Genomic DNA, 22878 nt, shown 5'->3' with positions numbered 1-22878 from the left:
CGCCAGCGGGGGAGGGGTTCGCGGGTGATCGGAAGTGATCAGGCCGCGACAGCGGCAGGCGGCTCGATCTGGTTGCGCAGCCGGTCGAGAATGCCGCGCAGCAGCCGGGAGACCTGCATCTGGCTGACGCCGATCTCGGCGCCGATGTCGGCCTGGGTGTGCCCCTCGACGAAGCGCAGCTCGAGAATCTTGCGCTCGCGCGGGGACAGGCCGTTCAGGACCGGTTCGAGGACGGCGACCGCTTCGGTCTGCTCGAAAGCTGAGTCCTCTTCGTCAGCGATCGTGTCGGCCAGGCTGGCGGTCGACTCGCCGTCCATCGGACGGTCCAGGGAGAGGACGGAAAAGCAGCCGTCCGCGGCGATGGCGGCCTCGACGTCGCCGACCTCGACGCCGATCGCCTCGGCGAGTTCCTCCAGCGTGGGATCGCGCTGGAGATCCTGGACCAGTTGCGGCCGGGCGGCCGCGATGGAGCCCTGCAGTTCCTGCAGGCGGCGCGGGATCCGGACGGTCCAGGAACAGTCCCGGAAGTACCGTTTGACCTCGCCCCGGATGGTCGGTACGGCGTACGCCAGGAACGGCGTGTCCGTGTCCGGCCGGTAGCTGCGGGCCGCCTTCAGCAGGCCGAGGTAGGCGACCTGGTCAAGGTCGTCGGACTCGACCCCGCGGCCGCGGAACCGGCTCGCGATGCTGTGGGCGATCCCCAGGTTGAGCTCGATCGCCTGCTCGAGCAGGGATTGACGCTCTTCTTCGTTCGTGGAGCCGGCCCGCTGGGCCAGGAGGGCCCGGGTGGCTCTGTCGCGGCGCTGCTTCGGATCGTTCGGTGCAGACTGCTCGTCGACGGTGGTGCTGGCAAGTGCGGTAACCATGATTCTTGACCTCGCGACTGTGAGTCACGGCGCGGCACATGTCTGGACCGCGGTCAATATCTGTGTGAGTCATTCCTACCCTATAAAACCCGAAGTTATGCATTCGACCTTCGACCTTCACCAACCCGCAGGTGTCGTGACCGGACGGAAACACTGTGTAGCAAGGGGATCCGCGGCGATGCAGAGTTCGAAAACTACTCAAGGTTACGAAGGGCGGCCAGGGCTGCGACCGGTGTCCGCGCCGAATCCCGCCAGCGCAAGGACCATCCGTAAGGTGGGACGCCGGCGGCCAAGGGCCGGACGATGACCCCGTCCGGATGCGGGGTCGAGAGCAGCCCGACCGCCACACACTCGCCGGCGCGAACGAGCTCCAGCGCGGAACTCGTCCCGTCGGTGCTGGCGGGATGCCGGCGCGGAGTGAACCCCGCGGTACGGCAACAGGCCAGCACGAACTCGTTCCACTCCGGCGCGAAGTCGTCCCGCGGCAGGTAGTGAGTCTCACCGGTCAGCTCCCGTACGGCGACTGCTTCGGCCGAGGCGAGCGGATGATCCGCGGGCAGGGCGACGCCGAGTGCCTCGCGCCGGATCAGTCGCTGGGCCACCCCCTCCGGGCAGTGCGCGGTCGAGCCGCAGAGGGCGAGATCCAATTCACCGCTGAGCAGGCGGCGCTCCTGATCCCGGGTCCCCCGGCTGCTCACTTCGAGCCGGAGCGACGGAAGGCGGTCCCGCAACCTGGCCAGCACGGCACGGGGAGTGGCCAGATCGGTCTGGAGCACATCGATACGCAGTACCTGGTCCCGGCCGGCCGCGGCGGTCGCGTCGGCCACCCCGGACCGGATCGCGGCGAGTGCGCCGCGCGCGTGCGGCAGGAAGGCATCGCCGGCCGCGGTCAGGCTGACTCCCCGCGGGGAGCGTTCGAACAACTGGGCCCCGAGTTGGGCCTCCAAGCGGCGGATCTGGTTGCTCAAAGCCGGTTGTGACACATAGAGCCGGCGTGCGGCCGCAGTGAAATGCAGCTCCTCCGCCATCACCAAGAAATACCGGACCAGCCGTAAATCGACGTCCATGACGCTTGTGGAACCTTCCTACCTGCAGTGACGACCAGAGAATGCGACGTTAGTGCGACTGTGTGTTGACGTCGAGACCTCAGCACACTCAACGTGATTCCTTCAACGACACTGCGTGAGGGCCACAGGGCAACCCGGGAAGCCCGAATCCGGCGGTGGACAGGAAACAGCCCCGGTGCTGTCTGCTCAACACCGGGGCCCGGTTACCATCACCTGCACTGACCCTGTGCCCGGAAACCCTTGTTTTATTCGGGTTTTCCTGCATTACGTGACACAGCGCACGATTTCAGTTACCCGGCCATTCGCCGGTCCAGCGTTCGAAGGCCTTCGCGCCGCCGCGGTCGATGGCCGCTTTGACCACGGCGTAAACGGCGCCCTGGAGGGCGGCGGCGAGCAGGACCTCGCGCCACGGATATTCCGATTGCAGCGCGTTCGGGGCGTCTTCCTCGTCGCTGATCCGGCGCCAGACCTGCTTGAAGACGGCACCGGCGACCAAGCCGCCGGCGATACCGGACAGCAGGCCGAACGGGCGGTAGGCGAGCTTGGCGGCCTTGGTCACTTTCCACCGCCCGCGATCCAGACGGCCGCGGCTCCGGCGACCACGCCGCTGATCGCGGCGGTGATGCCCGGATGCTGCTTGGTGAGACCAGGCACCTGCTTGGCCCGCTCACCTGTGCTCCCGGCGACCGCAGCGGCCCGCTGTCCCGCAGTACCGGCGACTTCTGCTGCGCGGTGACCAGCTGTGCCGGCTACTGCCGCGGCTCGCTGGCTGGCTGTGCTCGCGACGTTGGCCGCGCGGTGGCTTGCTGTGCTCGCGGCGTCGGCGGCTCGGTGGCCGGCTGTGCCTGCTGCCTCCGCGGCGCGGTGGCGGGCCTGGGCGGCCGACTCCTTGATGCGGCGGGGAACGTTCAGTTGCCGGCTGAGCTCCTGCACGGTGTCGGCCAGGTGCTGCCTGGTGTTTTCCAGATCCGCCCGGAGCGCCTCGGTCTCGCTCACCTCGGTGTTCTTGGTGGTGGTCATCGAACTGCCCTACCTTCCGGCTCGTGGCCCTTCAGCGCTTCCAGGTCCTCGTGAACTCCCTCGACGGCCTGCTGCGGCAGCGGCGGGGTCGCGTGGCTGACATGCCGCTTCCCCAGCAACGCGGCCACCCCGGCGATCGCGAACAGGACGAGCGCGATCAACAGCGCCGACAACCAAGCCGGTACCGCGGCCGCGAGGCCGAGGATGGCGGCCGCCACCAGCGCGCCCACGCCGTACACGGCGACCGTCCCCGCGCCACCGAACAACCCGATGCCGATCCCGGCTTCCTTGCCTTTGTCCTTCAGCTCGGCCTTGGCGAGCTGAAGCTCGTCGCGGACCAGCCGGCTCACATCGCTGCTCAACTGGGCCACCAAGGCGCCGATGTGCTCGTCCTGGCCGGTCCGGTGGCCGTCCTCCCGGACGGCGGATGGGTGCGTCGTCATGGTGCGTCTCCCGTAGTTGGCGTACTGGCCCGGTACCCATCGAGGGTCACGCCAAGCGATCGGCCGGTTTTGACCGGTCGCGATCGGTAGATTGCAGCCACGCGATCTCCGGGAGGGAACAAGATGGACTGGAAGCTGGAACTCGTCTCGGTACCGGTGTCCGACGTGGACCGGGCGAAGGCGTTCTACACCGAGCAGGTCGGATTCCATGCCGACCACGACCACCAGGTCACCGACGAGCTGCGCTTCGTCCAGCTCACACCCCCGGGATCGGCCTGCTCGATCGCCATCGGCACCGGGTTGCCGCAGGCGGCACCGGGTTCGGTCCGCGGCCTCCAGATCGTCGTCGCCGATGTAGCCGCCGCCCGGGCCGAACTGGTCGAGCGCGGCGTCGAGGTCTCAGACATCGAGGAGTTCCCCTGGGGCAACTTCGCCTTCTTCAACGACCCGGACGGCAACAGCTGGTCCCTCCAACAACTCCCCACCTGGCGCTGAAACGCCGGCTCCTCAGCACCTCCCCGGCTGGCGCTGGCTGCGAACTGCTCAAACCCACGGGCTGACGCTGAGCTGTCATCGCCTCGGCTACTCGCCGGGTGGCTGCTGAGCTGCCGATCCCTAAGCAACTCCTCGGTGGCCGGCGTGGGCTGTTGACTGGTCAGTAAGTTGCAGGGGGCTTGAGGTGGACTTTTGGATGAACGGTTCGAAAGTCCTTGCCTGGTTGAGGATTCCATCGGTGATCCCGAGCATCGGACGTTTCGAGTTACCGCTGGGTCTAGGCTGGTGACCGGTTGTAAGGTGGCCTTTGGTTGAGTAGCCAGCCGACGTTGGATGCGTCGACGACTGCGGTCCCTGCCGAGGACGAAGATGACCGATCTGCACCACCACCCCCACCGTGCTCCACGACGCCGTCAATCCGCTGCCGCCCCTGTCAAGAAGTCGAGTGCCATGCCTGTCGCCACCTCTCCAGCCAGGCCCGTCGACGTCCAGGTCCGCATCGGCGGCCGCTGGATCGCCGGCCAGGCCCTGTCCCATCGCGACGACGAGGTCCTGGTCAGCCACCACGGCCACCTGGTCTGGGTGAACCAGCAGTCCGTCCGCACCCCCTGACCCCTTCGGTCCGTACGCCGGGCAGTCGCGCGCGGTCGTGCCATCACGCGCGCCCAGGTCCGGGCTCGAGCGCGGGACTCCGCAGGTGGGGCGAAGGGGCCTCGGTGGGCCCTGACAGCTCCACCGAGGCTTTTGTTGATTACTCAACAGGCTGAGATGGTACGGGGAGAACGCCTTCCGCGGCAGTGGGTGTCTCAAAAGAAAACGCCGGGTCGTATTGTTGGCTCCTGCAACCAAATGTGGTTCGGGTGAGGCCTCGTCCGTGCAGGGCGAGGTGCCGGCCGCCGTCCTCCGCCCCGGTGCGGCTCGATCAGCCGCGCCGGCCGAACGATCGCGCAGGAGAACGGACACCCGATGTCTGCCACGCAAACCTTGGTCCCGCCCGCAGGACCGCCCGCAGCAGGAGGCCCCACGGGAGGCCCCGCAGGAGCGCCGGCCGACTCCGAGACGGCGCCGACCGGAGTACGGGCTGATCCTGAGCTGACGCACCGGGAGATCCTCGAGATCCTGGCCGGGTTGCTGGCGGCGCTGTTCACCGCGGTACTCAGCTCGACCATCGTCAGCAACGCCCTGCCGACGATCATCGCCGACCTCGAAGGCACCCAGACGCAGTACACCTGGGTGATCACCGCCAGCCTGCTGGCGATGACCGTGTCCACCCCGGTCTGGGGCAAGCTGTCCGACCTGATGAGCAAGAAGCTGCTGGTGCAGCTGGCGATCGTCCTGTTCGTGATCGGCTCGGCGCTGGCCGGGATGGCCCACAACGTGCCGTTCCTGATCGGCGCCCGGGTCCTGCAAGGCCTCGCGATGGGCGGCCTGATGGCGCTGGCCCAGGCGATCATCGGCGCCGCGATCCCACCCCGGGACCGAGGCCGGTACTCCGGCTACATGGGCGCCGTCGTCGCCGTCGCCACCGTCAGCGGTCCGCTGCTCGGCGGGGTCATCGTGGACACCTCCTGGCTCGGCTGGCGCTGGTGCTTCTACGTCTGTGTGCCGCTCGCGGTGCTCAGCCTCATCGTTCTGCAGCGCTATCTCCACCTCCCGCTGATCAAGCGCAAGGTGAAGATGGACTACGCAGGCGCCCTGCTGATCAGCGCGGCCGCCAGCCTGCCGCTGATCTGGGTCACCTTCGCCGGCGACCACTTCCCCTGGTGGTCGCGCGAGACCGCGGCGTTCCTGGGCGGCGCTGCTCTTCTCGCCATCCTGGCGATCGTCGTCGAGAGCAAGGCCAGCGAGCCGCTCGTACCGCTGAAGGTCGTCCGTGAGCGCACCACGGCGCTGGCGATCCTGGCCAGCCTCGCGGTCGGCGTCGCGATGTTCGGCAGTGCGGTCTTCCTCGGCCAGTACTTCCAGATCGCCCGCGGTTACAGCGCCACCGAGGCCGGGCTGCTGACGATCCCCATGATGTTCGGGTCGTTCGTCGGCTCGGTCGGGGCCGGACAACTCATCACGCGCTTCGGCAAGTGGAAGCGGTACCTCGTCCTCGGCGGCCTGTTCCTGGTCGCGGGACTCGCCGTCCTGGGCACGATCGACCACACCAGCCCGTACTGGTACGTCGGCCTCGGGATGCTCGGGATGGGCATGGGCATGGGCATGATGATGCAGAACCTGGTTCTCGCCGTACAGAACACCGTCGACGTCAGCGAGGTGGGTGCTGCCAGCGCCTCGGTCACGTTCTTCCGCAGTCTCGGTGGTGCTGTCGGAGTCTCCGTGCTCGGCGCGGTCCTTGCGACCAGGGTGACGGACCTGATCACCTCGAATCTGCGCGCTCTCGGCCCTGCCGGAGCTCAAGCCGGTCAGGCGCTCCAGGACGGGTCGGGGAAGAGCGTGCTGGATGTCGGAGCGCTCCCGCCGCAGCTGGCGACCATCGTGCGGCATGCGTACGGCGATGCGACCGGGCGCATCTTCGCCATCGCGGCCGGCGCCGCCCTGGTGAGTCTGTTGGCGGTGCTGTTCATCCGCGAGGTCCCGCTGCGCCGGACCGTCGCGATGACCGATCCCGACGCAGGGCCCGCGGACGGGCTGCCTGAAGCGGATCTGGCCGCGGCGGCGGCGCCCGGTGCGGGAAGTCCAGGTGTCGTGCCGGTGCCCGACGACGACGCGTCGCGGGCAGCGGCCGTCGCGCTGGACGTGATCGCCTCGGCTGAGCGGACCGCGTTGGAGCGTGAGCGGGAGGCGACCGAGCGGGTTCACGCGGCGGCAACGGTGATCCGGCAGATGCGGACCGATGTGGCCGACCTGTTCACCCGGGTCGACCAGCAGCTTGCGGAGCTGGAGCAGACGCTGCCCGGAGTCGAGAGCGATCATCCGATGGCGCCGGTGCTGGACACGCAACGTGAGCAGGGCGCGCTGGTCGGAGAGCTGCGCCGGTACGAGCTGAGCGTGCTGAGTGCGAGCCAGCGGACGGCCGATCACCTCCGCGAGACCGCGAAGACCGAGGCCGACGAGCTGCTGGCGGCGGCCCGGCTCGAAGAAGAGGCGATCAGGCAGCGCATCGCGGAGCTGGAAGCAGTTGAGGTGCGCCTGCTCGGCGCCGTACGCGATGGTCTGTCGGCTACTCCACCCCCGCCCGCTGCGCCTCCGCAGGCGATCAACTCGCATCGCCCGGATGCCACTGTCGACCACGGCAACGGCTATCCCACCCACGGGAAGGAGCGCCAGGCCTTCGGGTAGTGGAGCGGCTGTCGGCGGCGGATGGCATGCTCTCGACTCACAGGTTGCTCTAGAGGCGGTTGGGGGTGTCGTGGGGCCTTGGGATGTCGAGCGGGTGCTGGCGCTTGCCCCTGATGCCGCCTCGGCCAAGGCGGGGCAGAGCCAGGCGAATCCGGCCAAGTGGTCGGAGCAGGGCAGTTCGGAGCGGGCTGTCTGGGGGCTTTGTCAGGGCAGTGGCAAGAAGCCGTACCAGACGATCGTCGACCTGAGCGGTCCCGCGTATCGCTGTAGCTGCCCGAGCCGGAAGTTCCCCTGCAAGCACGCACTCGGGCTGCTCCTGCAGTGGTCCACGAACCTGATCGCCGCCGGCAGCGAACCGCCGTGGGTGACCGAGTGGGTCGAAGAGCGCGCGAATCGAGCAGATCGTGCGGCCGAGCGCGCGGAGAAGAAGCCTGGTGAGGTGGTCGATCCGCTCGCGGCGCAGCAGCGGGTGGCCCGCCGGATGGAGCGCGTCGCGGGTGGGATGGCCGAGTTGCGCGGCTGGCTGGACGATCAGGTGCGGCAGGGGCTGAGCGGCTTCGAGCAGCGCGGGTCCGCCGAGCTGAGCCGCCTCGCCGCGCGGATGGTGGACGCGCAGGCGCCGGGCGTTGCAGGTTCCGTACGCCGGGCGGCGGGCGTCGTCGGCCGGGGCCACGGTTGGCCGGGTGAGCTGCTGGAGGAGCTCTCGCTGATCCACCTCACCGTGTCGGCCCATGCGCGGCTGGCGGAGTTGCCGCCGTCGCTCGCGGACACCGTGCAGTCGCGGATCGGCTGGACCGTCGAGACCGCGCGAGTGCTGGCCGAAGGCGAGAAGGTCGAGGACGACTGGCTCGTGCTCGGCCGCGTGATCGAGCCCGACGACCACCTGACCGTACGGCGGGTGTGGTTGCGCGGCGCTTCGACCGGCAGACTCGCCCTGATCCTGAACTTCGCCGCGGGTGGCCGCCAGCTCGATCCGTTGCCGGGCCGCCCCGGCGAGCTCGTCCCCGGCGTACTGTCCTTCTACCCCGGCGTCCTGCCGATGCGCGCGCTGCTCACCCAGTCGGCGCCACGTCTGCCCGGGCCGCGCCCGAGCGGCTTCACCGCGAAACAGGCCCTGGCCTCGTACGTCGAGTCGCTCGCGGCCGACCCGTGGAACGAACGCTGGCCCTTGGTGCTGGCCGATGTGCGACCAGCGCGCAACGGCGACGGCTGGGCCCTGGTCGACGAGACCGGCGGGCTGGAACTGCTGCCGGGCGTGGATCCGTGGAAGCTGCTCGCCGTCTCGGCGGGCGACCCGATCACCGTTGCCGGCGAGTGGAATCGCGCGGGCTTCAAACCGATGACCTGCTGGCACACCGACCGCCCGGTGGTGCTGTCATGAGCCGGGCTCCGCTCGCGATCCGGGTCGGGAGCCGAGGGGCGGGTGGACGGCGCGGTGGCGCGTTGAGCTGCGGCGCCGGCTCGAGTGGCCGCGGTGGCGGGAGGGTGACGGGGTTGTGAGGGGCTGGGACGGGTTGGTGAGTTCGGCGTTGCTCGGGACGGAGCGGCGGCCGGCGCATTTCGACGAGTTGCCGGAGTCGATCCGGGAGCAGCTCGGTGACGGTGGACTGCTGGACGCCGCAGCGCTAGCGACCGTCTACAAACGCGCGGGGCGGAAGCCGCTCGAAGGGTTGGAGCCGTTGCCGCAAGCAACAGGTGAGGACAAACCCTTGCCGCGCCGGGCCGCCGTCCGACGGCTGGCCGCGATGCTCGGTGGGTTCCAGACGGCAGCGCTCGGGGAGTGGTTGCGGGCCGCCGACGCCCGCGGCTGGGGGGTGCCGCCCGAGCACCTGCCCGCCCTGGCCGACTACGCCCGCGGACGCTCGGAGTACAGGCCGTTGGTGGTCAAGGCGGCCGGGCGGCGGGCGAGTTGGCTCGCCGAGCTCAACCCGGAGTGGCGGTTCCTGCACGAAGCGGTTGCTGACAGCAACAAGGTCGAGATCTGGACGCACGGCAACGCGATCCAGCGCCGGAGCTGGTTGCGCGAGTTGCGTCGCCGCGATCCCATCGCCGCACTGGAGGCCCTTCGTGAGGTCTGGCCGGCCGAGGTGGCGCCGACCAGGGTCGAGTTCCTTACCCTCTTGGGCAGCGAGTTGTCCCTGGCGGACGAGGAGTTTTTCGAGGCGGCGCTCGACGACCGATCGAAGGAGGTCCGCCGGGCCGCGGCCGCCTTGCTCGCGCGGCTGCCTGGTTCGCAGTACGGCGAACGGATGGCGGCGCGGGTGAGGTCGCACCTGATGGTCAGTCAGGGTGTTCTCGCGGTGACCTTGCCCTCGCGGGTCGACGCGGCGATGCAGCGGGACGGGATCGATCCGCAGCCGCAGGAGGGGATCGGCAAACGCGCTTGGTGGTTCCGGCAGATCCTCGCCGCGGCGCCACTGGCGGCCTCCGAGCCGGAGTATCTGCAGCTGACGGTCGAGGGATGCGCTCCCGAAGTACTGCAGGTGGCCTGGGCCGAAGCGGCCGTGCGCGAGCGGAACGTCGAGTGGGCTCGTGCGTTGCTGCAGACCAAGGCTGCCACGGGCAACAGGATCGCCGAGTTGCTGCGGGTGCTGCCCGACGACGAATGGGTGCCGGCGCTCGAAGTACTGCGCGCCCAGGTCGATCTTGCGGAGCTGGTCGGCGGGTTGCCGGTTCCGTGGCCGCCGGCGCTCGGCCAAATGGTGCTCGACCTGCTCATGAAGGTGGGAACAGGCCGCAAGTGGGCTCGTCTGGCGAGCATCGCGGCCCGCGCCGTACCGCCCGAGGTACTGAACCATCCGATCACTCGCGAGCCGACCGGTGAGGAAGACACCTGGCGGCTGCGTCTCGTCGAGACCCTGATCTTCCGCCGGGAAATGTACGAGGAGCTGTCATGACTGAAGTACTGCGGCCGCACGCCGAGGACGAGTACGCCGACGAGCTGGCCGCGCTGATCGCCTCGGACGACCGGCCCCGGCCGCCGGCCTGGCGGATGTCCCCGGCCGCGGTGGTGACCTATCTGCTCGGCGGGAAAGCCGCCGAGGTCGAGATCACGCCGAAGTACGTCGGTCCGCGGCGGCTGGTCGAGGTCGCGGTGGCGACGCTGGCGACGGATCGCGCGCTGCTGCTGCTCGGCGTACCGGGAACCGCGAAGACCTGGGTGAGTGAGCATCTGGCCGCGGCGATCAGTGGCGACTCCACCCTGCTGGTGCAGGGGACGGCGGGCACGGCCGAGGAGGCGATCCGGTACGGCTGGAACTACGCGCAACTGATTGCCCAGGGCCCCAGTGAGGCCGCGCTCGTGCCGAGTCCCGTGCACCGGGCGATGGCGGACGCGAAGATCGCCCGGATCGAAGAGCTGACCCGGATGCCGTCGGACGTCCAGGATGCACTGATCACGATTCTGTCGGAGAAGACGCTGCCGATCGCCGAGCTGGGAACGGAAGTCCAGGCCCGCAAGGGATTCAACGTCATCGCGACGGCGAACGACCGGGACAAGGGCATCAACGAGTTGTCGAGCGCGTTGCGGCGCCGGTTCAACACGGTGGTCCTGCCATTGCCGGACTCGGCCGAGGACGAGGTGGAGATCGTCTCGCGGCGCGTCTCGCAGCTGGGGTCGTCGCTCGAGTTGCCGCAGCCCGACGACGCCCTGGCTGAGATCCGCCGGGTGGTGACGGTGTTCCGCGAGTTGCGCGCTGGTCGCACGGAGGACGGCCGTACTGCGGTGAAGTCGCCCTCGGGAACGCTTTCGACCGCAGAGGCGATCAGCGTGGTGACGGGCGGACTCGCGCTGGCCGCGCACTTCGGCGACGGAGTGCTGCGCTCGTACGACGTGGCGGGCGGCATCCTCGGCGCGGTGGTGAAGGATCCGTCGGCGGACCGGGTGGTCTGGTCGGAGTACCTCGAGACGGTGGTGCGCGAGCGGGAAGGCTGGTCCGACTTCTACCGCGCCTGCCGGGACATCAGCGGATGACTACGACCGACCCCGACACCGGGCCGCGCACCGAACCCACCGGCGAGGGCGCCGGGATCGAGTCCGGCGCCGAGGCGCGGGGCCCGGTTCGGTTGTTCGGGATCAGGCATCACGGGCCGGGGTCGGCGCGGGCGTTGGCGACCGCGCTCGCCGAACTGCGCCCGGACATCGTGCTGATCGAGGGTCCGCCCGAGGCCGACAAGATCGTCGAGTTGGCGGGTGACGAGGAGATGGTTCCGCCGGTCGCGTTGCTGGCGTACGCGGTGGACGACTCGACGCGGGCGGCGTTCTGGCCGTTCGCGGTGTTCAGCCCGGAGTGGCAGGCGATCCGGTACGCGCTGGCGGCCGGCGTACCGGTTCGGTTCTGTGATCTCCCGGCCGCGCAGCAGTTCGCGTCGTCCGGGTCGGCGGGCCGGCGCGGGCTGTCGATCGATCCGCTGGCGACGCTGGCCGAGGCGGGTGGGTACGACGATCCGGAGCGTTGGTGGGACGACGTCATCGAGCACCGGCGCGACGGCGCCGAGCCGTTCACCGTGATCGCCGAGGCGATGGGCGAGCTACGCATCGGCGAGGAGGCGACCGGCCGGGAGGCGCAACGGGAGGCCTACATGCGGACGGTGATCCGGAAGGCTTTGAAGGAGGGCTTCGAACGGATCGCCGTGGTCTGCGGCGCGTGGCACGTGCCTGCCTTGGAGCTGCCGTTGCCGCCGGCAACTCACGATGCCCGCATCCTGAAAGGCCTGCCGAAGCGGAAGGTCGCGTGCACCTGGGTGCCGTGGACGCATGGCCGGCTGGCGACGGCCAGTGGGTACGGCGCGGGAGTCACCTCACCGGGCTGGTATCACCACCTGTTCACCGCGCCCGACCAGATCACCACCCGCTGGCTCTCGAAGGTTGCCCGGGTACTGCGAGCCGAGGACCTGCCGGTGTCCAGCGCTCACGTGATCGAGGCGGTCCGGCTGGCCGAAACGCTGGCGGCTCTGCGTGAGCGGCCGCTGGCCGGACTGAGCGAAGTCACCGAGGCGACTCGTGCGGTGATGTGCGGGGGAAACGACGTACTGCTTGACCTGGTGACACGGGAAGCCGTGGTCGGCGAGTTGCTGGGCGCCGTACCGGCTGCTACTCCGCAAGCGCCGGTCGCGGCGGACCTGGCTGCGCAGGCGCGACGGTTGCGGCTGAAGCGGGACGCCGTGGAGCGGGTGGTCGAGCTCGATCTGCGGAAGCCGAACGATCTGGAGAAGTCGCGGCTGCTGCATCGGCTGCGGATCCTGGGGATCGACTGGGGTGTGCCGACGGCAGACGAGCGCCGCAACCAGGGGACGTTCCGCGAGACGTGGACGCTGAGCTGGGATCCCGGGCTGGAGGTGGATCTCGTGGCTGCGGGCGCACACGGTACGACGGTGCTCGGTGCGGCGACCACGACGATGCTGAGGGTCGCCGACGAGTCGTCGACGCTCGCTGCGGTGACGGCGGCCCTGGAGCGCTCGTTGCTCGCTGACCTGGCTGATGCTTTGCCGGCGTTGCTGGCCGGGGTGGATACGAGGGCGGCCAAGGATGCCGACGTCGGTCACCTGATGGCTGCCCTGCCCGCATTGGCCCGCTCCGCGCGGTACGGCGATGTGCGCGGCAGCGACACCGGCGGGCTCGGGTCGGTCGCGAGCCGGATGGTTTCGCGGGTCTGTGCCGGGCTGGCGCGGACCGTGCACGGGCTTGACCCCGAGGCCGCGGCGAAGGTGCTGGAGTTGATCGACGGCGTCCAGGACGCGACGGCGTTGCTGCCGGCCGAGGTCCGCGGCGAATGGCTGGCGACGCTGGAAGGGCTGAGCGATCGGCCGTCGGTGCCGCCGCTGATCGCCGGGCGGCTGACCCGGTTGATGCTCGACACGTCCCGGCTGGAATCTCGCGAGGTCGGGCTGCGACTGGGCCGCGTGCTGACGCCCGGTACGCCGACCGGCGATGCGGCCGGCTACATCGAAGGGTTCTTGGCCGGTGGTGGATTGCTGCTGATCCACGACGAGCATCTGCTGGCGTTGGTGGATTCGTGGCTGGCGGGGATCCGCGACGACGACTTCGTCGAGGTGCTGCCGTTGCTGCGGAGGACGTTCGGCACCTTCGCCCCACCGGAGCGGCGCTCGATCGGCTCGCGGGCTTCCCGGCTCGGCCCTGCTGGTCGCATCCGCGTAGTTGCCGAGGACAACGAACTGGACGAGGAACTGGCCGCCACGGTGCTGCCGGCCGTCGCCCGATTGCTGGGGGTGTGACCGCGATGGAGATCGCCATCGAAGACGAACGGATGCGGCGCTGGCGCCTCGTCCTCGGCAGCGAAGCCGAACCGGAGACCGGTACGACGTTGTCGGCCGCCGACAAGTCGGTCGACGCGGCCCTCGCCGCCCTGTACGACGCCGAGCCGGGCGAGACCGGAACGCGCCGGTCGGCCGGCCTCGGTTCGTCGGCGCCTCGGGTCGCGCGGTGGTTGGGTGACATCCGCGGCTACTTCCCGAGCACCGTCGTCCAAGTGATGCAGCGCGACGCGGTCGAGCGACTCGGGATCACCCGGCTGCTGATGGAACCCGAACTCCTCGGCGCGGTCGAGCCCGACGTCCACCTGGTCACCACGTTGCTGGCATTGAACGAAGTGATGCCCGAGGAGACCAAGCAGACGGCGCGCGAGGTGGTCGGCCGAGTCGTCGCCGAGCTCGAGCAACGTCTGGCCGAGAGGACGCGGGCGGCCGTGACCGGTGCGCTCGACCGCGCCGGGCGGACCGGCCGGCCGCGGCACTCGGACATCGACTGGGACCGGACGATCCGGGCCAACCTGAAGCACTTCTCGCCGTCGCTCGGGACGATCGTGCCGGACCGGCTGGTCGGCTACGCCCGGCGTAACCACAGCGTCCAGCGCGACATCGTGCTGGCGATCGACCAGTCCGGGTCGATGGCCGAATCGGTCGTCTACGCGAGTCTGTTCGGTGCCGTACTGGGCTCGATGCGCGCGCTGCGGACCAGCCTGGTCGTCTTCGACACGGCCGTGGTCGATCTGACGGACCAGTTGGACGACCCGGTCGACGTGCTCTTCGGAACCCAGCTCGGCGGCGGGACGGACATCAACCGCGCCTTGGCGTACTGCGAGGGACTGATCGCGCGGCCGGCCGAGACGGTGCTGGTACTGATCAGCGACCTGTACGAGGGCGGCGTACGGGAGGAACTGTTGCGCCGGGCTCGCTCGCTGGTGGAGTCCGGCGTACAGGTGATCGCGCTGCTGGCACTCGCCGACTCGGGCGCCCCGTCGTACGACGGTGACAACGCGGCGGCGCTCACCGACCTGGGCATCCCCACCTTCGCGTGCACCCCGGACCTCTTCCCCGACCTGATGGCCGCGGCCATCCGCCACGAAGACATCACCGCCTGGGCAGCCGTGAACCTCGCGGAGTAATGGCTCGCATGTAGTCACGGACGCGACGAGGCGGGTGCGCGGACCGCGAAGGCGGGCACCGACCAGTCTGGTCAGCGAGCGCCGGATGGTCAGCCGGCCAGTTCGAGGATGTCGATTTCGGTGCCCGGGTCGGCCTCGGCGAAGCGGAGGGCCCAGCGGACGGCTTCGTCCTTGGAGTCGACCCGGATGATCGAGACGCCGGCGACCAGTTCCTTGGTCTCCGTGAACGGTCCGTCGACGACGCGTGGACCACCGCCGGGAAACGCGATCCGGGCGCCGCGCGAACTCGGCATCAGCCCTTCCGCGATCAGCAGTACGCCGGCTTGCCGCATCTCCTCCAGCACCGCGTCCGCCCGCGCCAGCACGTCGGCGTCGGGCGGCAGGCCCGCTTCGAGCTTGTCGTTCGTCTTGTGCAGGAGCATGTACCGCATGGACCGACCGTAGCCACTCCGGCTCCGGCTAACCAGTGGCGGCACGCGCAGGAATCAGTTCTTCCCGCTCCAGCGCGGCCCAGAGCTCGGCCGGAATCTCGCAGTGGAGCAACTGCGCCACCTCCGTGATCTCCTGCGGACTCCGCGCCCCGACGACAACGGCCGGCACGGCCGGGTGCCCCAACGGAAACTGAACCGCGGCGGCCAGCAACGGTACGCCGTACCGTCGGCAAAGCGTGCGCAGTCGCTCGATGCGTGGGGCCAGCGCGGGGGTGGTGAGGGCGCCACCGTGGAAGACGCCGGCGGCGAGGACCGGGATGCCGAGGTCGCGGCACAGCGGCAGGAGGTCGTCCGCGCCGGACTGGTCGAGCAGCGTGTAGCGGCCGGCGAGCAGGATGCAGTCGGGTCCTCGACCGGTCGCTCGCACGAAGCGCGCCGCAATGTCCGCGTGGTTCACGCCGAGCGAGAGCGCCTTGATCGTGCCGCGGTCGCGGAGCTCGGTGAGCGCTCGGTAGGCCTCCGTGGACGCGGTGACGAAGTCGAGCTCGGGGTCATGGATGTGCAGGACGTCGATGCGGTCGATGCCCATCCGGGTCAGGCTCTCCTCGAACGAGCGCAGCACCGCGGCGTACGAGTAGTCCAGGCGCGGGCCGAGACCGGGTGGTGGATCGGCCCAGATCGGCTGGATGTCGGGGCCGCCGGGCTCGATCAGCCGGCCGACCTTGCTGCAGAGGACGAAGGCGTTGCGCGGCCGTCCGCGGAGAGCCAGACCGGCGCGCTGCTCGGACAGTCCGTACCCGTAGATCGGAGCGGTGTCGAAGAGCCGGATGCCCAGCTCCCAGGCGCGATCGATGGTTGCGATCGCCTGCTGCTCCGGCACCGCCGCGAACATCCCACCGAGCGAAGCCAGCCCCAACCCCAGCCGGCTGACCCGCAACCCCGTCCGCCCGAGCTCCACCATCTCCACGCCAGCACGCTAGATCTGCCCACCGACACTTTCCCGCGCCCGACTGCAGCCGGGCCGCTGGAGGCGCAGACTAGGGGGATGAGTGAGCCTGTTCGTGTGATTCGCGAGGTGGAGCTGGTCGCCTCGGATCCGACCAGCGGGATGCTGCGGAAGAAGGCGTTCGAGCTGCCGATCCTGTGGGCCGGGAAGGTCGAGACGCAGCCGGGCGCGATCTCGGGATGGCACCATCACGACCGCAACGAGACCAGCTTGTACGTCGTGTCGGGCATTCTCCGGCTGGAGTTCGACGGTGGCGACGGCTATCTGGACGCCGTCGCCGGCGACTTCATCCATGTACCGGCCTTCACCATCCATCGCGAGAGCAACCCCGGCGACGAGCCCTCCGTCGCCGTGATCGCCGGGCCGGCGGCGGCATCCCCACCGTCAACATCGAGAACTTTCCCCGCTGACCAGGGCCCCCGTCGCCGGGTGTGACGGCCTCGATCAGGGGAAGCGTTCGTAGGCGGGGAGGGTGAGGAAGTCGGTGTAGTCGTCCGCGAGCGCTACTTCGAGGAAGGTTTCGCGGGCGGCGGCGAAGCGGGTGGCATCGTCGCCGAGCTTGGCGATCTCCTCGTCGGCGATCTGGGTGACCAGGTCGGCGGTGACGACGGAGCCGGTGTCGAGGGTGACCTTGTTGTGGCGCCACTGCCAGATCTGCGAGCGCGAGATCTCGGCGGTGGCGGCATCCTCCATCAGGTTGAAGATGCCGACCGCGCCGGTGCCCTCGAGCCACGCCGCGAGGTACTGGATCGCCACGCTGACATTGCTCCGCAGCCCGGCCTCGGTCACCTGACCAGGCGTCGAGCCGACGTCCAGCAGTTGCTCGGCGGTGACGTGGACGTCCTCGCGAAGCTTGCCGAGCTGGTTCGGTTCGGAGCCGAGCACCTCGTCGAAGACGGCGCGACAGGTCTCGACCATGCCGGGGTGCGCCACCCACGAGCCGTCGAACCCGTCGCCGGCCTCACGCCGCTTGTCGGCGTCCACCTTGGCGAAGGCCTGCTCGTTCACCGCGGGATCCTTGCTCGGGATGAACGCCGCCATCCCGCCGATCGCGTGCGCCCCGCGCTTGTGGCAGGTGCGGACCAGGAGCTCGGTGTAGGCGCGCATGAACGGCACGGTCATGGTCACCGAGTTCCGGTCGGGCAATTGGTACTGCGTACCTCGGGTCCGGTACGTCTTGATCACGCTGAACATGAAGTCCCAGCGGCCCGCGTTCAAGCCGGCGGAGTGCTCGCGAAGCTCGTACAGGATCTCTTCCATCTCGAACGCGGCCGGGTACGTCTCGATCAGGACGGTCGCCCGGATCGTGCCGCGCGGCATCCCGAGGAACTCCTGCGCCGCCACGAACACGTCGTTCCACAGTCGCGCTTCGAGGTGCGACTCCATCTTCGGCAGGTAGAAGTACGGGCCAAGGCCGCGATCGAGCTGGAGTTGCCCGCAGGCGACGAGGTACAGCGCGAAGTCGACCAGGGAGCCCGACGTCCGCTGACCGTCGACCAGCAGGTGCTTCTCCGGCAGGTGCCAGCCGCGCGGTCGCACGACGATCGTGGCGAGCTCGTCGTCGGGCCCCAGTTCGTACGACTTGCCGGCGTCGGTGCTGAAGTCGATCTTGCGGGTCACCGCGTCGAGCAGGTTGAGCTGGCCGCCGATGACGTTCTCCCACAGCGGCGTGTTCGCGTCCTCCTGGTCGGCGAGCCAGACCTTGGCGCCGGCGTTGAGTGCGTTGATCGTCATCTTCCGGTCGGTCGGCCCGGTGATCTCGACCCGCCGGTCCACCAGCCCCGGCGCGGGTGGCGCGACCCGCCAGTCGGGGTCGTCGCGGACGGCCGCGGTCTCGGGCAGGAAACCGAGCGTTCCCCCGGCGGCGATCGCGGCGACGCGCTCCCGGCGCTGCTCGAGCAGTTCCAGCCGCCGGCCGTCGAACTCCCGGTGCAACCGCTCGATCAGTTCCAGCGCCCGCTCGGTCAAGATCTCGTCGTACCGCTCCAGCATCGGCCCGGCAATCTCGATCGCCACCTGGTCCTCCATCCGCGCGTAGTCGTCCCCGCCACGCTACCCGCAGCCTCCGCGAGCCCTGACCGCTGTGCTAGTCGGCTCGGAGGAGTGGGAGCACGTCGCGGAGTACGGCGGCGTGGTCTCCTGGGGTTTTCAACCCCATGCCCATGGTGTTGATGCCGAGGTGGGTGGCGCCGAGCGCGCGCCAGTCTTCGGCGTACGCCGCCCAGTCCTGCTCCGGGACGCGGCCGAGTGACAGGCGTGCCTCGAAGCCGATCTCGGCCGGATCGCGGCCCGCCGCGACGGCGTACGCGCGGACTCGCTCCAGCTGTTCGCGAGCCTCGTCATCGGGTGTGTTCTGCGGCAGCCAGCCGTCGCCGATCTCGCCCGTCCGACGCAGGACGGCCTCGGCGGAGCCGCCGAACCAGATCGGGATCCTGCGCCCCGGCAGCGGGTTGAGCCCGGCCTCCTCGATCTGGTGGAACGCACCGTCGTACGAGATCATCGGCTCGGCCCAGAGCTTCCGCAGAACGTCGACCTGCTCGGTCAGGCGCGCGCCGCGTTGCGCGAACCGGACACCCAGCGCCTGGTACTCGACCTGGTTCCAGCCGATGCCGACGCCGAGCCGAAGGCGCCCACCGCTGAGCACGTCCACCTCGGCGGCTTGCTTGGCGACCAGGGCTGTCTGGCGTTGCGGAAGCACGAGTACGCCGGTCACGAGTTCGACCGTCGACGTGATCGCCGCCAGGTAGCCGAAGAGGACGAAAACCTCGTGAAACAAGGACTTGTCGGTGTACCCGCTCCAACCCGGCCGGTGCTCCGGGCTGGCGCCGAGCACGTGGTCATAAGCGAGAATGTGGTTGTAGCCGGCGGTCTCGACGGTCTCGGCCCACTGCCGGACCACCGCCGGATCCGCGCCGATCTCGAGCTGGGGGAGGATCGCGCCGATCTTCATTTCGCTCCCAGCAGGTCGATGAGTCCTTCGATCGCCTGGTCGAACGGCTCCGGCGAGTTCGCCGCGCGGGCGAGCACGTAACCACCCTGCAGTACCGCGGCGATGGTGGCCGCAGTCTTCGCCGGGTCGAGGCCGGCCGGATACTCCTTGTTCTGCTTGCCCTCGGCAATGATCTCGGTCAGCCGCGAACGGATCCACTGGAACGTCTCGTCGACCGGCGCCCGGAGTACGGGGTCGGTCATCACGTCGGGGTCGGAGGTGAGTCGGCCCATCCGGCAGCCCTTGAGCACGTCGCGATCGCGGCGGAGGTACTGCGTGATCCGCTCGGTCGCGCTGCCGTCGCCGGCGAACTGCTCCTCGGCGGCGCTCCGAAGCTCAGCCCCAGACCGCTCGATCGCCGCCTTGGCAAGCTCGGCCTTCCCGCTGAAGTGGTGATACATACTCCCCTGCCCGGCATCGGCAGCTTGCTGAATCGCCTTCGGACTGGTGCCGACGTACCCACGCTCCCAGAGCAGTTCCTGCGTACTACGAATCAACCGCTCAACGGTCTCCACCCAATCACTGTACCCACCCGTAGGTACAGCTCGGTGCGTACAGCCCACGTCGCGACTCTCCTTCGTCGGTCGCTCGACCCACCCACCCCAACACGCCGCTCCTCCGTCGCGCCTGAATCGCGCAAGCGCACCCGGTGCTTTCGTGATGCGATCGGCCCGTCCCTGATGATCAGCGCGGTGCTCGAATCCCGAGGCCATCGGTAGCCACAACAGCAGGCCGTCCTCGTCTCCCGCGTCAGTAGTTGCTCGATCGATCGTGCCAGTAGGTCGGGCAGCGGGTGGCGAATGGCTGGGGGTGGGGGTGCGGGGCTAGGCTCGGTCGGCATGAGCATCAGCGTCGCGGTTGCCGTGATCACGTTCAGGCGGCCTGAGTTGCTGAAAGGGCTGTTGGAGAGTCTGCAGGCGCAGGAGCTTCCGGCGGACAGCGACTACGCGGTACGGATCGTCGTGGTCGACAACGACGCCGAGGGGTCCGCGCGAGAGGTGATCGAGGCGGCCGAGGGAAAGTACCCGATCGAGACGGCGATCGAGCCTGAGCCGGGGATTCCGTTCGCTCGGGAGAAGTCGGTTCAGCTTGCCTGGGACGACGATGCGCTGATCTTCGTCGACGACGACGAGGTCGCGCCGCCCGGCTGGCTCGCGACTCTGCTCGGCGCGTGGGAGAAGACCCGCGCGGACGTGGTGACCGGTCCGGTCCAGGGCATCCTGCCGCCCGACGCGCCCGCCTGGAACCGCTACAGCGACGTCCACTCGTCGATGGGCAAGCACGCGACCGGCGACCTGCTGAACAAGGCGTACACGAACAACACCCTCGTCGCCCAGCACGTCTACCACTCGATCACGCCGGCCTTCCACGCGGCTTTTCGCTACACGGGTTCGAGTGACCTGCACTTCTTCCTCCGCGTCCACCAGGCCGGCTACCGGATCGTGTGGTGCGAAGAGGCCCGGATCCAAGAAGATGTGCCGGCGTCGAGGACGACGTTGCGCTGGTTGTTCCGGCGCGCTTTCCGTTCCGGCAGCGGCGACACGATCAGCCGGCTGCTGATACGGCCCGGCGCCGCCAGCTACGCGAAGGTGCTGGCCTATGCTCTGGCGCGGATCGCCTCGGCCTTCATCTACGGCCTCGGCGGTCTGGTCACCTTCCGGAAGACCTACCTGCTGAAGGCCGTCCGCCGGTTCTTCTCCGGTATCGGCAGCCTCGCGGGCATAGTAGGGATCAATCATGACGAGTACCGGGAACGGCACCGACCAGACGGTGGCGACGCTGTGCCAGGCGATCTGGCAGGTGGAGCGGGAACTGGACCTGCTGACCTGGCGGATCCAGAAGGCGCACCCGTGGCCGATCATCCGGATGCGCGTCTTCCATGAGCTGACCAAGCGCACCGGCATCCACGGCGAACCGCACCCGGTACGCCGTACGCGCGCCGACGAGCTCCGGCTGATCGGCAAGCACGTCACCGGCCTGGCGACTCGCAACCCCTTCCTGGCGGGCGGATCCGCCGACTCGCTGGTGGTGCCGCATCCGCGCAAGCCCGGCGGGGTCGAGATCTACACCGACCGGCTGCGCACCCTCCTCGGCTCGTCGGCCCTCGTCCTGGACTCCGGGATCAACGGGATGCCGCTGCCGCGCAGTACGAATCTCGACTTCTTCACGTCGGCAGCCGGGGCGGTGCGGAGCCGGGTCGTGGACGAGCGAAGCAAGAAGGTCGCGGACGCCCTGGAAGCACTGACCGGCGTCAAGGTGCCGATCGCCGCCCTGGTCGCCCGCGAAGTACCGAAGCACCTGCGGCTGCGGGCGCTCTACCGCTCGTTGCTGAAACGACGCGGGATCAAGACCGTGTACGTCGTGGTCGCCTACTTCCACCAGCACATCGTCGGTGCGGCCCGGGACCTCGGGATCCGGGTCGTCGAGCTGCAGCACGGCGCGATCTCGCCGTTCCACCTGGGCTACAGCTATCCCGGACGACCGGTGGTCGCCGACCAGCCGGATGAACTGTGGTGTTTCGGTTCGTACTGGACGGACGTGGCGGAGTTGCCTGCTGGGATGAAGACGGCGGTGGCGGGCGCGCCGTTCATCGAGCCGTTGCAGGATGCCGGCCGCGCGGCCAAGGAACCGCGGCGCGTGGTCTTCCTTTCCCAGGGGACGATCGGGCCCAAGCTGTTCGAGTTCGCCGCGTCATTGGCGGACACGCGTCCGGAGTACGAGGTCGTGTTCCGGCTGCATCCGAGTGAGCACGCGTCCGATTACACGGCGCGGCCCGGAGTGCGCATTTCGGCCGGGCGAGGTGAGTCGACGTTGGAGTTGCTCGCGTCGGCCGGCTACCAGGTCGGCGTGGCGACCACGGCGTTGTTCGAGGGCATGGTGCTCGGCTGCCGCACAGTGGTCGCGCAACTGCCCGGCCATGAGTATCTGCTCCGGGTCGTCGAGCGCGGCGACGCAGTACTGGCCGACTCGCCGGCTGCTCTGGCCGAGCTGTTGCCCTCAGCCCCTATCTGCGAGGACAGCAGCAGTTACTACGCCCCCGACAACCTCGCTACCCTGCTCAAGGCCTGACGCTACTTGTCGAGCTGGGTCTGCAAAGTCTTGGCATTCGGAGCGATTTCGGCGTAGACGCCCGGATAGCCCGGTTCGGCGCAGCCCTTGCCCCACGAGACGGTGGCGAGCAGGCGCCCGTTGAGGACGAGCGGGCCGCCGGAGTCGCCTTGGCAGGAGTCGCCGGTGCCGTCGAGATAGCCGGCGCAGACGTTGGCGCTCGCGGCGTACCCGTAACCGACGTACTCCTTGTTCGCCAGGCACGTCGCGTCGCCGAGATCGGGGACCGCGATCTTCTGGAGCGTGTCGTCGGGCCCGGTGTCGCTGGTCTCACCCCAGCCGTAGACGGTCGGGACGACGCCCTTGCGGTCGGCCTTCGGGTTCGTCTCCAGCCGGATCACCGGTACGCCGGTCAGCGGGCGCGCCAGGGTGAGGATCGCGAAGTCGTTGCGGTTGTTCGCCCGGTTGTAGCCGGGATGGATCCAGATGCCGGCGATTCTCGCGGTCTGGCCGCTACTGCGGTCACGCAGGTCGGCACGGCCCTGTACTGCGGTGTAGGTGCCCGCCGGCCTGGTCATGCAATGCGCTGCCGTGATCAGTTTGTTCGCCCGGACCAGGACGGCCCCGCACCACCGGCCGGTCGGCGCCGGTCCGGCGGAGTTCGTCAGGGCGATCGCCCACGGTGCCTCGCTGGTGCTCGCCAGGGTGCCGCCGATGATCAGCGGTTGATCCTCGGTGGCAGGCGTTGCCGAGGCAGTCGCTGCCGTAGCCAGGACCAGTGCACCCGCGATCGCCGCGGCCCGAAGGAGCATGCGCCGAACCTAC

At 69.3% G+C, this 22878-nt stretch carries 22 protein-coding genes; 11 read left to right on the top strand and 11 right to left on the bottom strand.

The window, feature by feature from the left end:
- Positions 1-38: 38 nt before the first annotated feature.
- From EV138_RS13310 to EV138_RS13290, 5 genes are all read right to left on the bottom strand, one after another.
- Positions 39-866, bottom strand: a complete 828-nt coding sequence (locus EV138_RS13310) for a SigB/SigF/SigG family RNA polymerase sigma factor (protein ID WP_133979134.1) — start codon at positions 864-866, stop codon at positions 39-41.
- Between the two features lie 194 nt (positions 867-1060).
- Positions 1061-1933 carry a LysR substrate-binding domain-containing protein gene (locus EV138_RS13305; protein WP_133979132.1) on the bottom strand — a complete coding sequence of 291 codons (873 nt, stop codon included), beginning with the start codon at positions 1931-1933 and terminating at the stop codon, positions 1061-1063.
- Positions 1934-2219: 286 nt separating this feature from the next.
- The gene (locus EV138_RS13300) at positions 2220-2492 is read right to left on the bottom strand and encodes a DUF4235 domain-containing protein (protein ID WP_133979130.1); all 273 of its coding nucleotides are present in this window, start codon (positions 2490-2492) and stop codon (positions 2220-2222) included.
- Positions 2489-2953: a DUF3618 domain-containing protein gene (locus tag EV138_RS13295; protein WP_133979128.1), complete on the bottom strand. Its 465-nt coding sequence runs from the start codon at positions 2951-2953 to the stop codon at positions 2489-2491. Before EV138_RS13295 ends, EV138_RS13300 begins: the two co-directional genes overlap by 4 nt.
- The gene (locus EV138_RS13290; protein ID WP_133979126.1) at positions 2950-3396 is read right to left on the bottom strand and encodes a phage holin family protein; all 447 of its coding nucleotides are present in this window, start codon (positions 3394-3396) and stop codon (positions 2950-2952) included. The genes EV138_RS13295 and EV138_RS13290 overlap by 4 nt, the downstream gene beginning before the upstream one ends.
- A gap of 123 nt (positions 3397-3519) precedes the next feature.
- Between EV138_RS13290 and EV138_RS13285 the strand changes: the two genes are divergently transcribed.
- The 8 genes from EV138_RS13285 (at position 3520) to EV138_RS13250 (ending at position 14579) form a co-directional block, all read left to right on the top strand.
- Positions 3520-3891, top strand: a complete 372-nt coding sequence (locus EV138_RS13285) for a glyoxalase superfamily protein (RefSeq protein ID WP_133979124.1) — start codon at positions 3520-3522, stop codon at positions 3889-3891.
- Between the two features lie 450 nt (positions 3892-4341).
- Positions 4342-4503: a hypothetical protein gene (locus tag EV138_RS13280; protein WP_238158110.1), complete on the top strand. Its 162-nt coding sequence runs from the start codon at positions 4342-4344 to the stop codon at positions 4501-4503.
- A gap of 354 nt (positions 4504-4857) precedes the next feature.
- Complete coding sequence (locus EV138_RS13275) at positions 4858-7176, top strand: MDR family MFS transporter (RefSeq protein WP_238158109.1); 2319 nt, start codon at positions 4858-4860, stop codon at positions 7174-7176.
- Between the two features lie 70 nt (positions 7177-7246).
- Positions 7247-8557, top strand: a complete 1311-nt coding sequence (locus tag EV138_RS13270; protein ID WP_133979120.1) for an SWIM zinc finger family protein — start codon at positions 7247-7249, stop codon at positions 8555-8557.
- 115 nt (positions 8558-8672) lie between these two features.
- Positions 8673-10073, top strand: a complete 1401-nt coding sequence (locus tag EV138_RS13265) for a DUF5691 domain-containing protein (protein ID WP_133979118.1) — start codon at positions 8673-8675, stop codon at positions 10071-10073.
- Positions 10070-11149 carry an ATP-binding protein gene (locus EV138_RS13260; RefSeq protein WP_133979116.1) on the top strand — a complete coding sequence of 360 codons (1080 nt, stop codon included), beginning with the start codon at positions 10070-10072 and terminating at the stop codon, positions 11147-11149. The genes EV138_RS13265 and EV138_RS13260 overlap by 4 nt, the downstream gene beginning before the upstream one ends.
- On the top strand, positions 11146-13410 hold the full coding sequence (locus EV138_RS13255) for a DUF5682 family protein (RefSeq protein ID WP_238158108.1): 2265 nt from the start codon (positions 11146-11148) through the stop codon (positions 13408-13410). The genes EV138_RS13260 and EV138_RS13255 overlap by 4 nt, the downstream gene beginning before the upstream one ends.
- 5 nt (positions 13411-13415) lie before the next feature.
- Positions 13416-14579 (top strand): VWA domain-containing protein, encoded by a 1164-nt coding sequence (locus EV138_RS13250; RefSeq protein WP_133979114.1) that lies wholly within the window; start codon positions 13416-13418, stop codon positions 14577-14579.
- A gap of 89 nt (positions 14580-14668) precedes the next feature.
- Here EV138_RS13250 and EV138_RS13245 read toward each other — a convergent pair whose 3' ends face one another.
- Together EV138_RS13245 and EV138_RS13240 are read right to left on the bottom strand one after the other, a co-directional pair.
- Positions 14669-15010 (bottom strand): YciI family protein, encoded by a 342-nt coding sequence (locus tag EV138_RS13245; protein WP_133979112.1) that lies wholly within the window; start codon positions 15008-15010, stop codon positions 14669-14671.
- Between the two features lie 28 nt (positions 15011-15038).
- Positions 15039-15971: an aldo/keto reductase gene (locus tag EV138_RS13240; RefSeq protein ID WP_133981885.1), complete on the bottom strand. Its 933-nt coding sequence runs from the start codon at positions 15969-15971 to the stop codon at positions 15039-15041.
- An 84-nt stretch (positions 15972-16055) separates the two neighbouring features.
- Here EV138_RS13240 and EV138_RS13235 point away from each other — a divergent pair, with 84 nt between their 5' ends.
- Entirely contained in the window at positions 16056-16451 is a 396-nt protein-coding gene (locus tag EV138_RS13235) for a cupin domain-containing protein (protein ID WP_133979110.1), read from the top strand.
- 9 nt (positions 16452-16460) lie between these two features.
- Here EV138_RS13235 and aceB read toward each other — a convergent pair whose 3' ends face one another.
- From aceB to EV138_RS13220, 3 genes are all read right to left on the bottom strand, one after another.
- Entirely contained in the window at positions 16461-18032 is a 1572-nt protein-coding gene (gene aceB / locus EV138_RS13230) for a malate synthase A (RefSeq protein WP_238158107.1), read from the bottom strand.
- A gap of 70 nt (positions 18033-18102) precedes the next feature.
- Complete coding sequence (locus EV138_RS13225) at positions 18103-18966, bottom strand: LLM class F420-dependent oxidoreductase (protein WP_133979106.1); 864 nt, start codon at positions 18964-18966, stop codon at positions 18103-18105.
- Entirely contained in the window at positions 18963-19520 is a 558-nt protein-coding gene (locus tag EV138_RS13220; protein WP_133979104.1) for a TetR/AcrR family transcriptional regulator, read from the bottom strand. The genes EV138_RS13225 and EV138_RS13220 overlap by 4 nt, the downstream gene beginning before the upstream one ends.
- Positions 19521-19844: 324 nt before the next feature.
- Here EV138_RS13220 and EV138_RS13215 point away from each other — a divergent pair, with 324 nt between their 5' ends.
- Positions 19845-20888: a glycosyltransferase family 2 protein gene (locus EV138_RS13215; protein WP_133979102.1), complete on the top strand. Its 1044-nt coding sequence runs from the start codon at positions 19845-19847 to the stop codon at positions 20886-20888.
- Positions 20872-22074 (top strand): hypothetical protein, encoded by a 1203-nt coding sequence (locus EV138_RS13210; protein WP_238158416.1) that lies wholly within the window; start codon positions 20872-20874, stop codon positions 22072-22074. The genes EV138_RS13215 and EV138_RS13210 overlap by 17 nt, the downstream gene beginning before the upstream one ends.
- 2 nt (positions 22075-22076) lie before the next feature.
- On the opposite strand, the gene EV138_RS13205 is transcribed toward EV138_RS13210, so the two are convergent.
- Entirely contained in the window at positions 22077-22865 is a 789-nt protein-coding gene (locus tag EV138_RS13205; protein WP_133979100.1) for a S1 family peptidase, read from the bottom strand.
- Between the last annotated feature and the right edge of the window lie 13 nt (positions 22866-22878).

Origin of the sequence: Kribbella voronezhensis, assembly GCF_004365175.1 — a bacterium.
Classification (GTDB): Bacteria; Actinomycetota; Actinomycetes; order Propionibacteriales; family Kribbellaceae; genus Kribbella; species Kribbella voronezhensis.
Note: the sequence above shows the minus strand (reverse complement) of the source record. Positions and strands in the feature narration are given on the sequence as shown.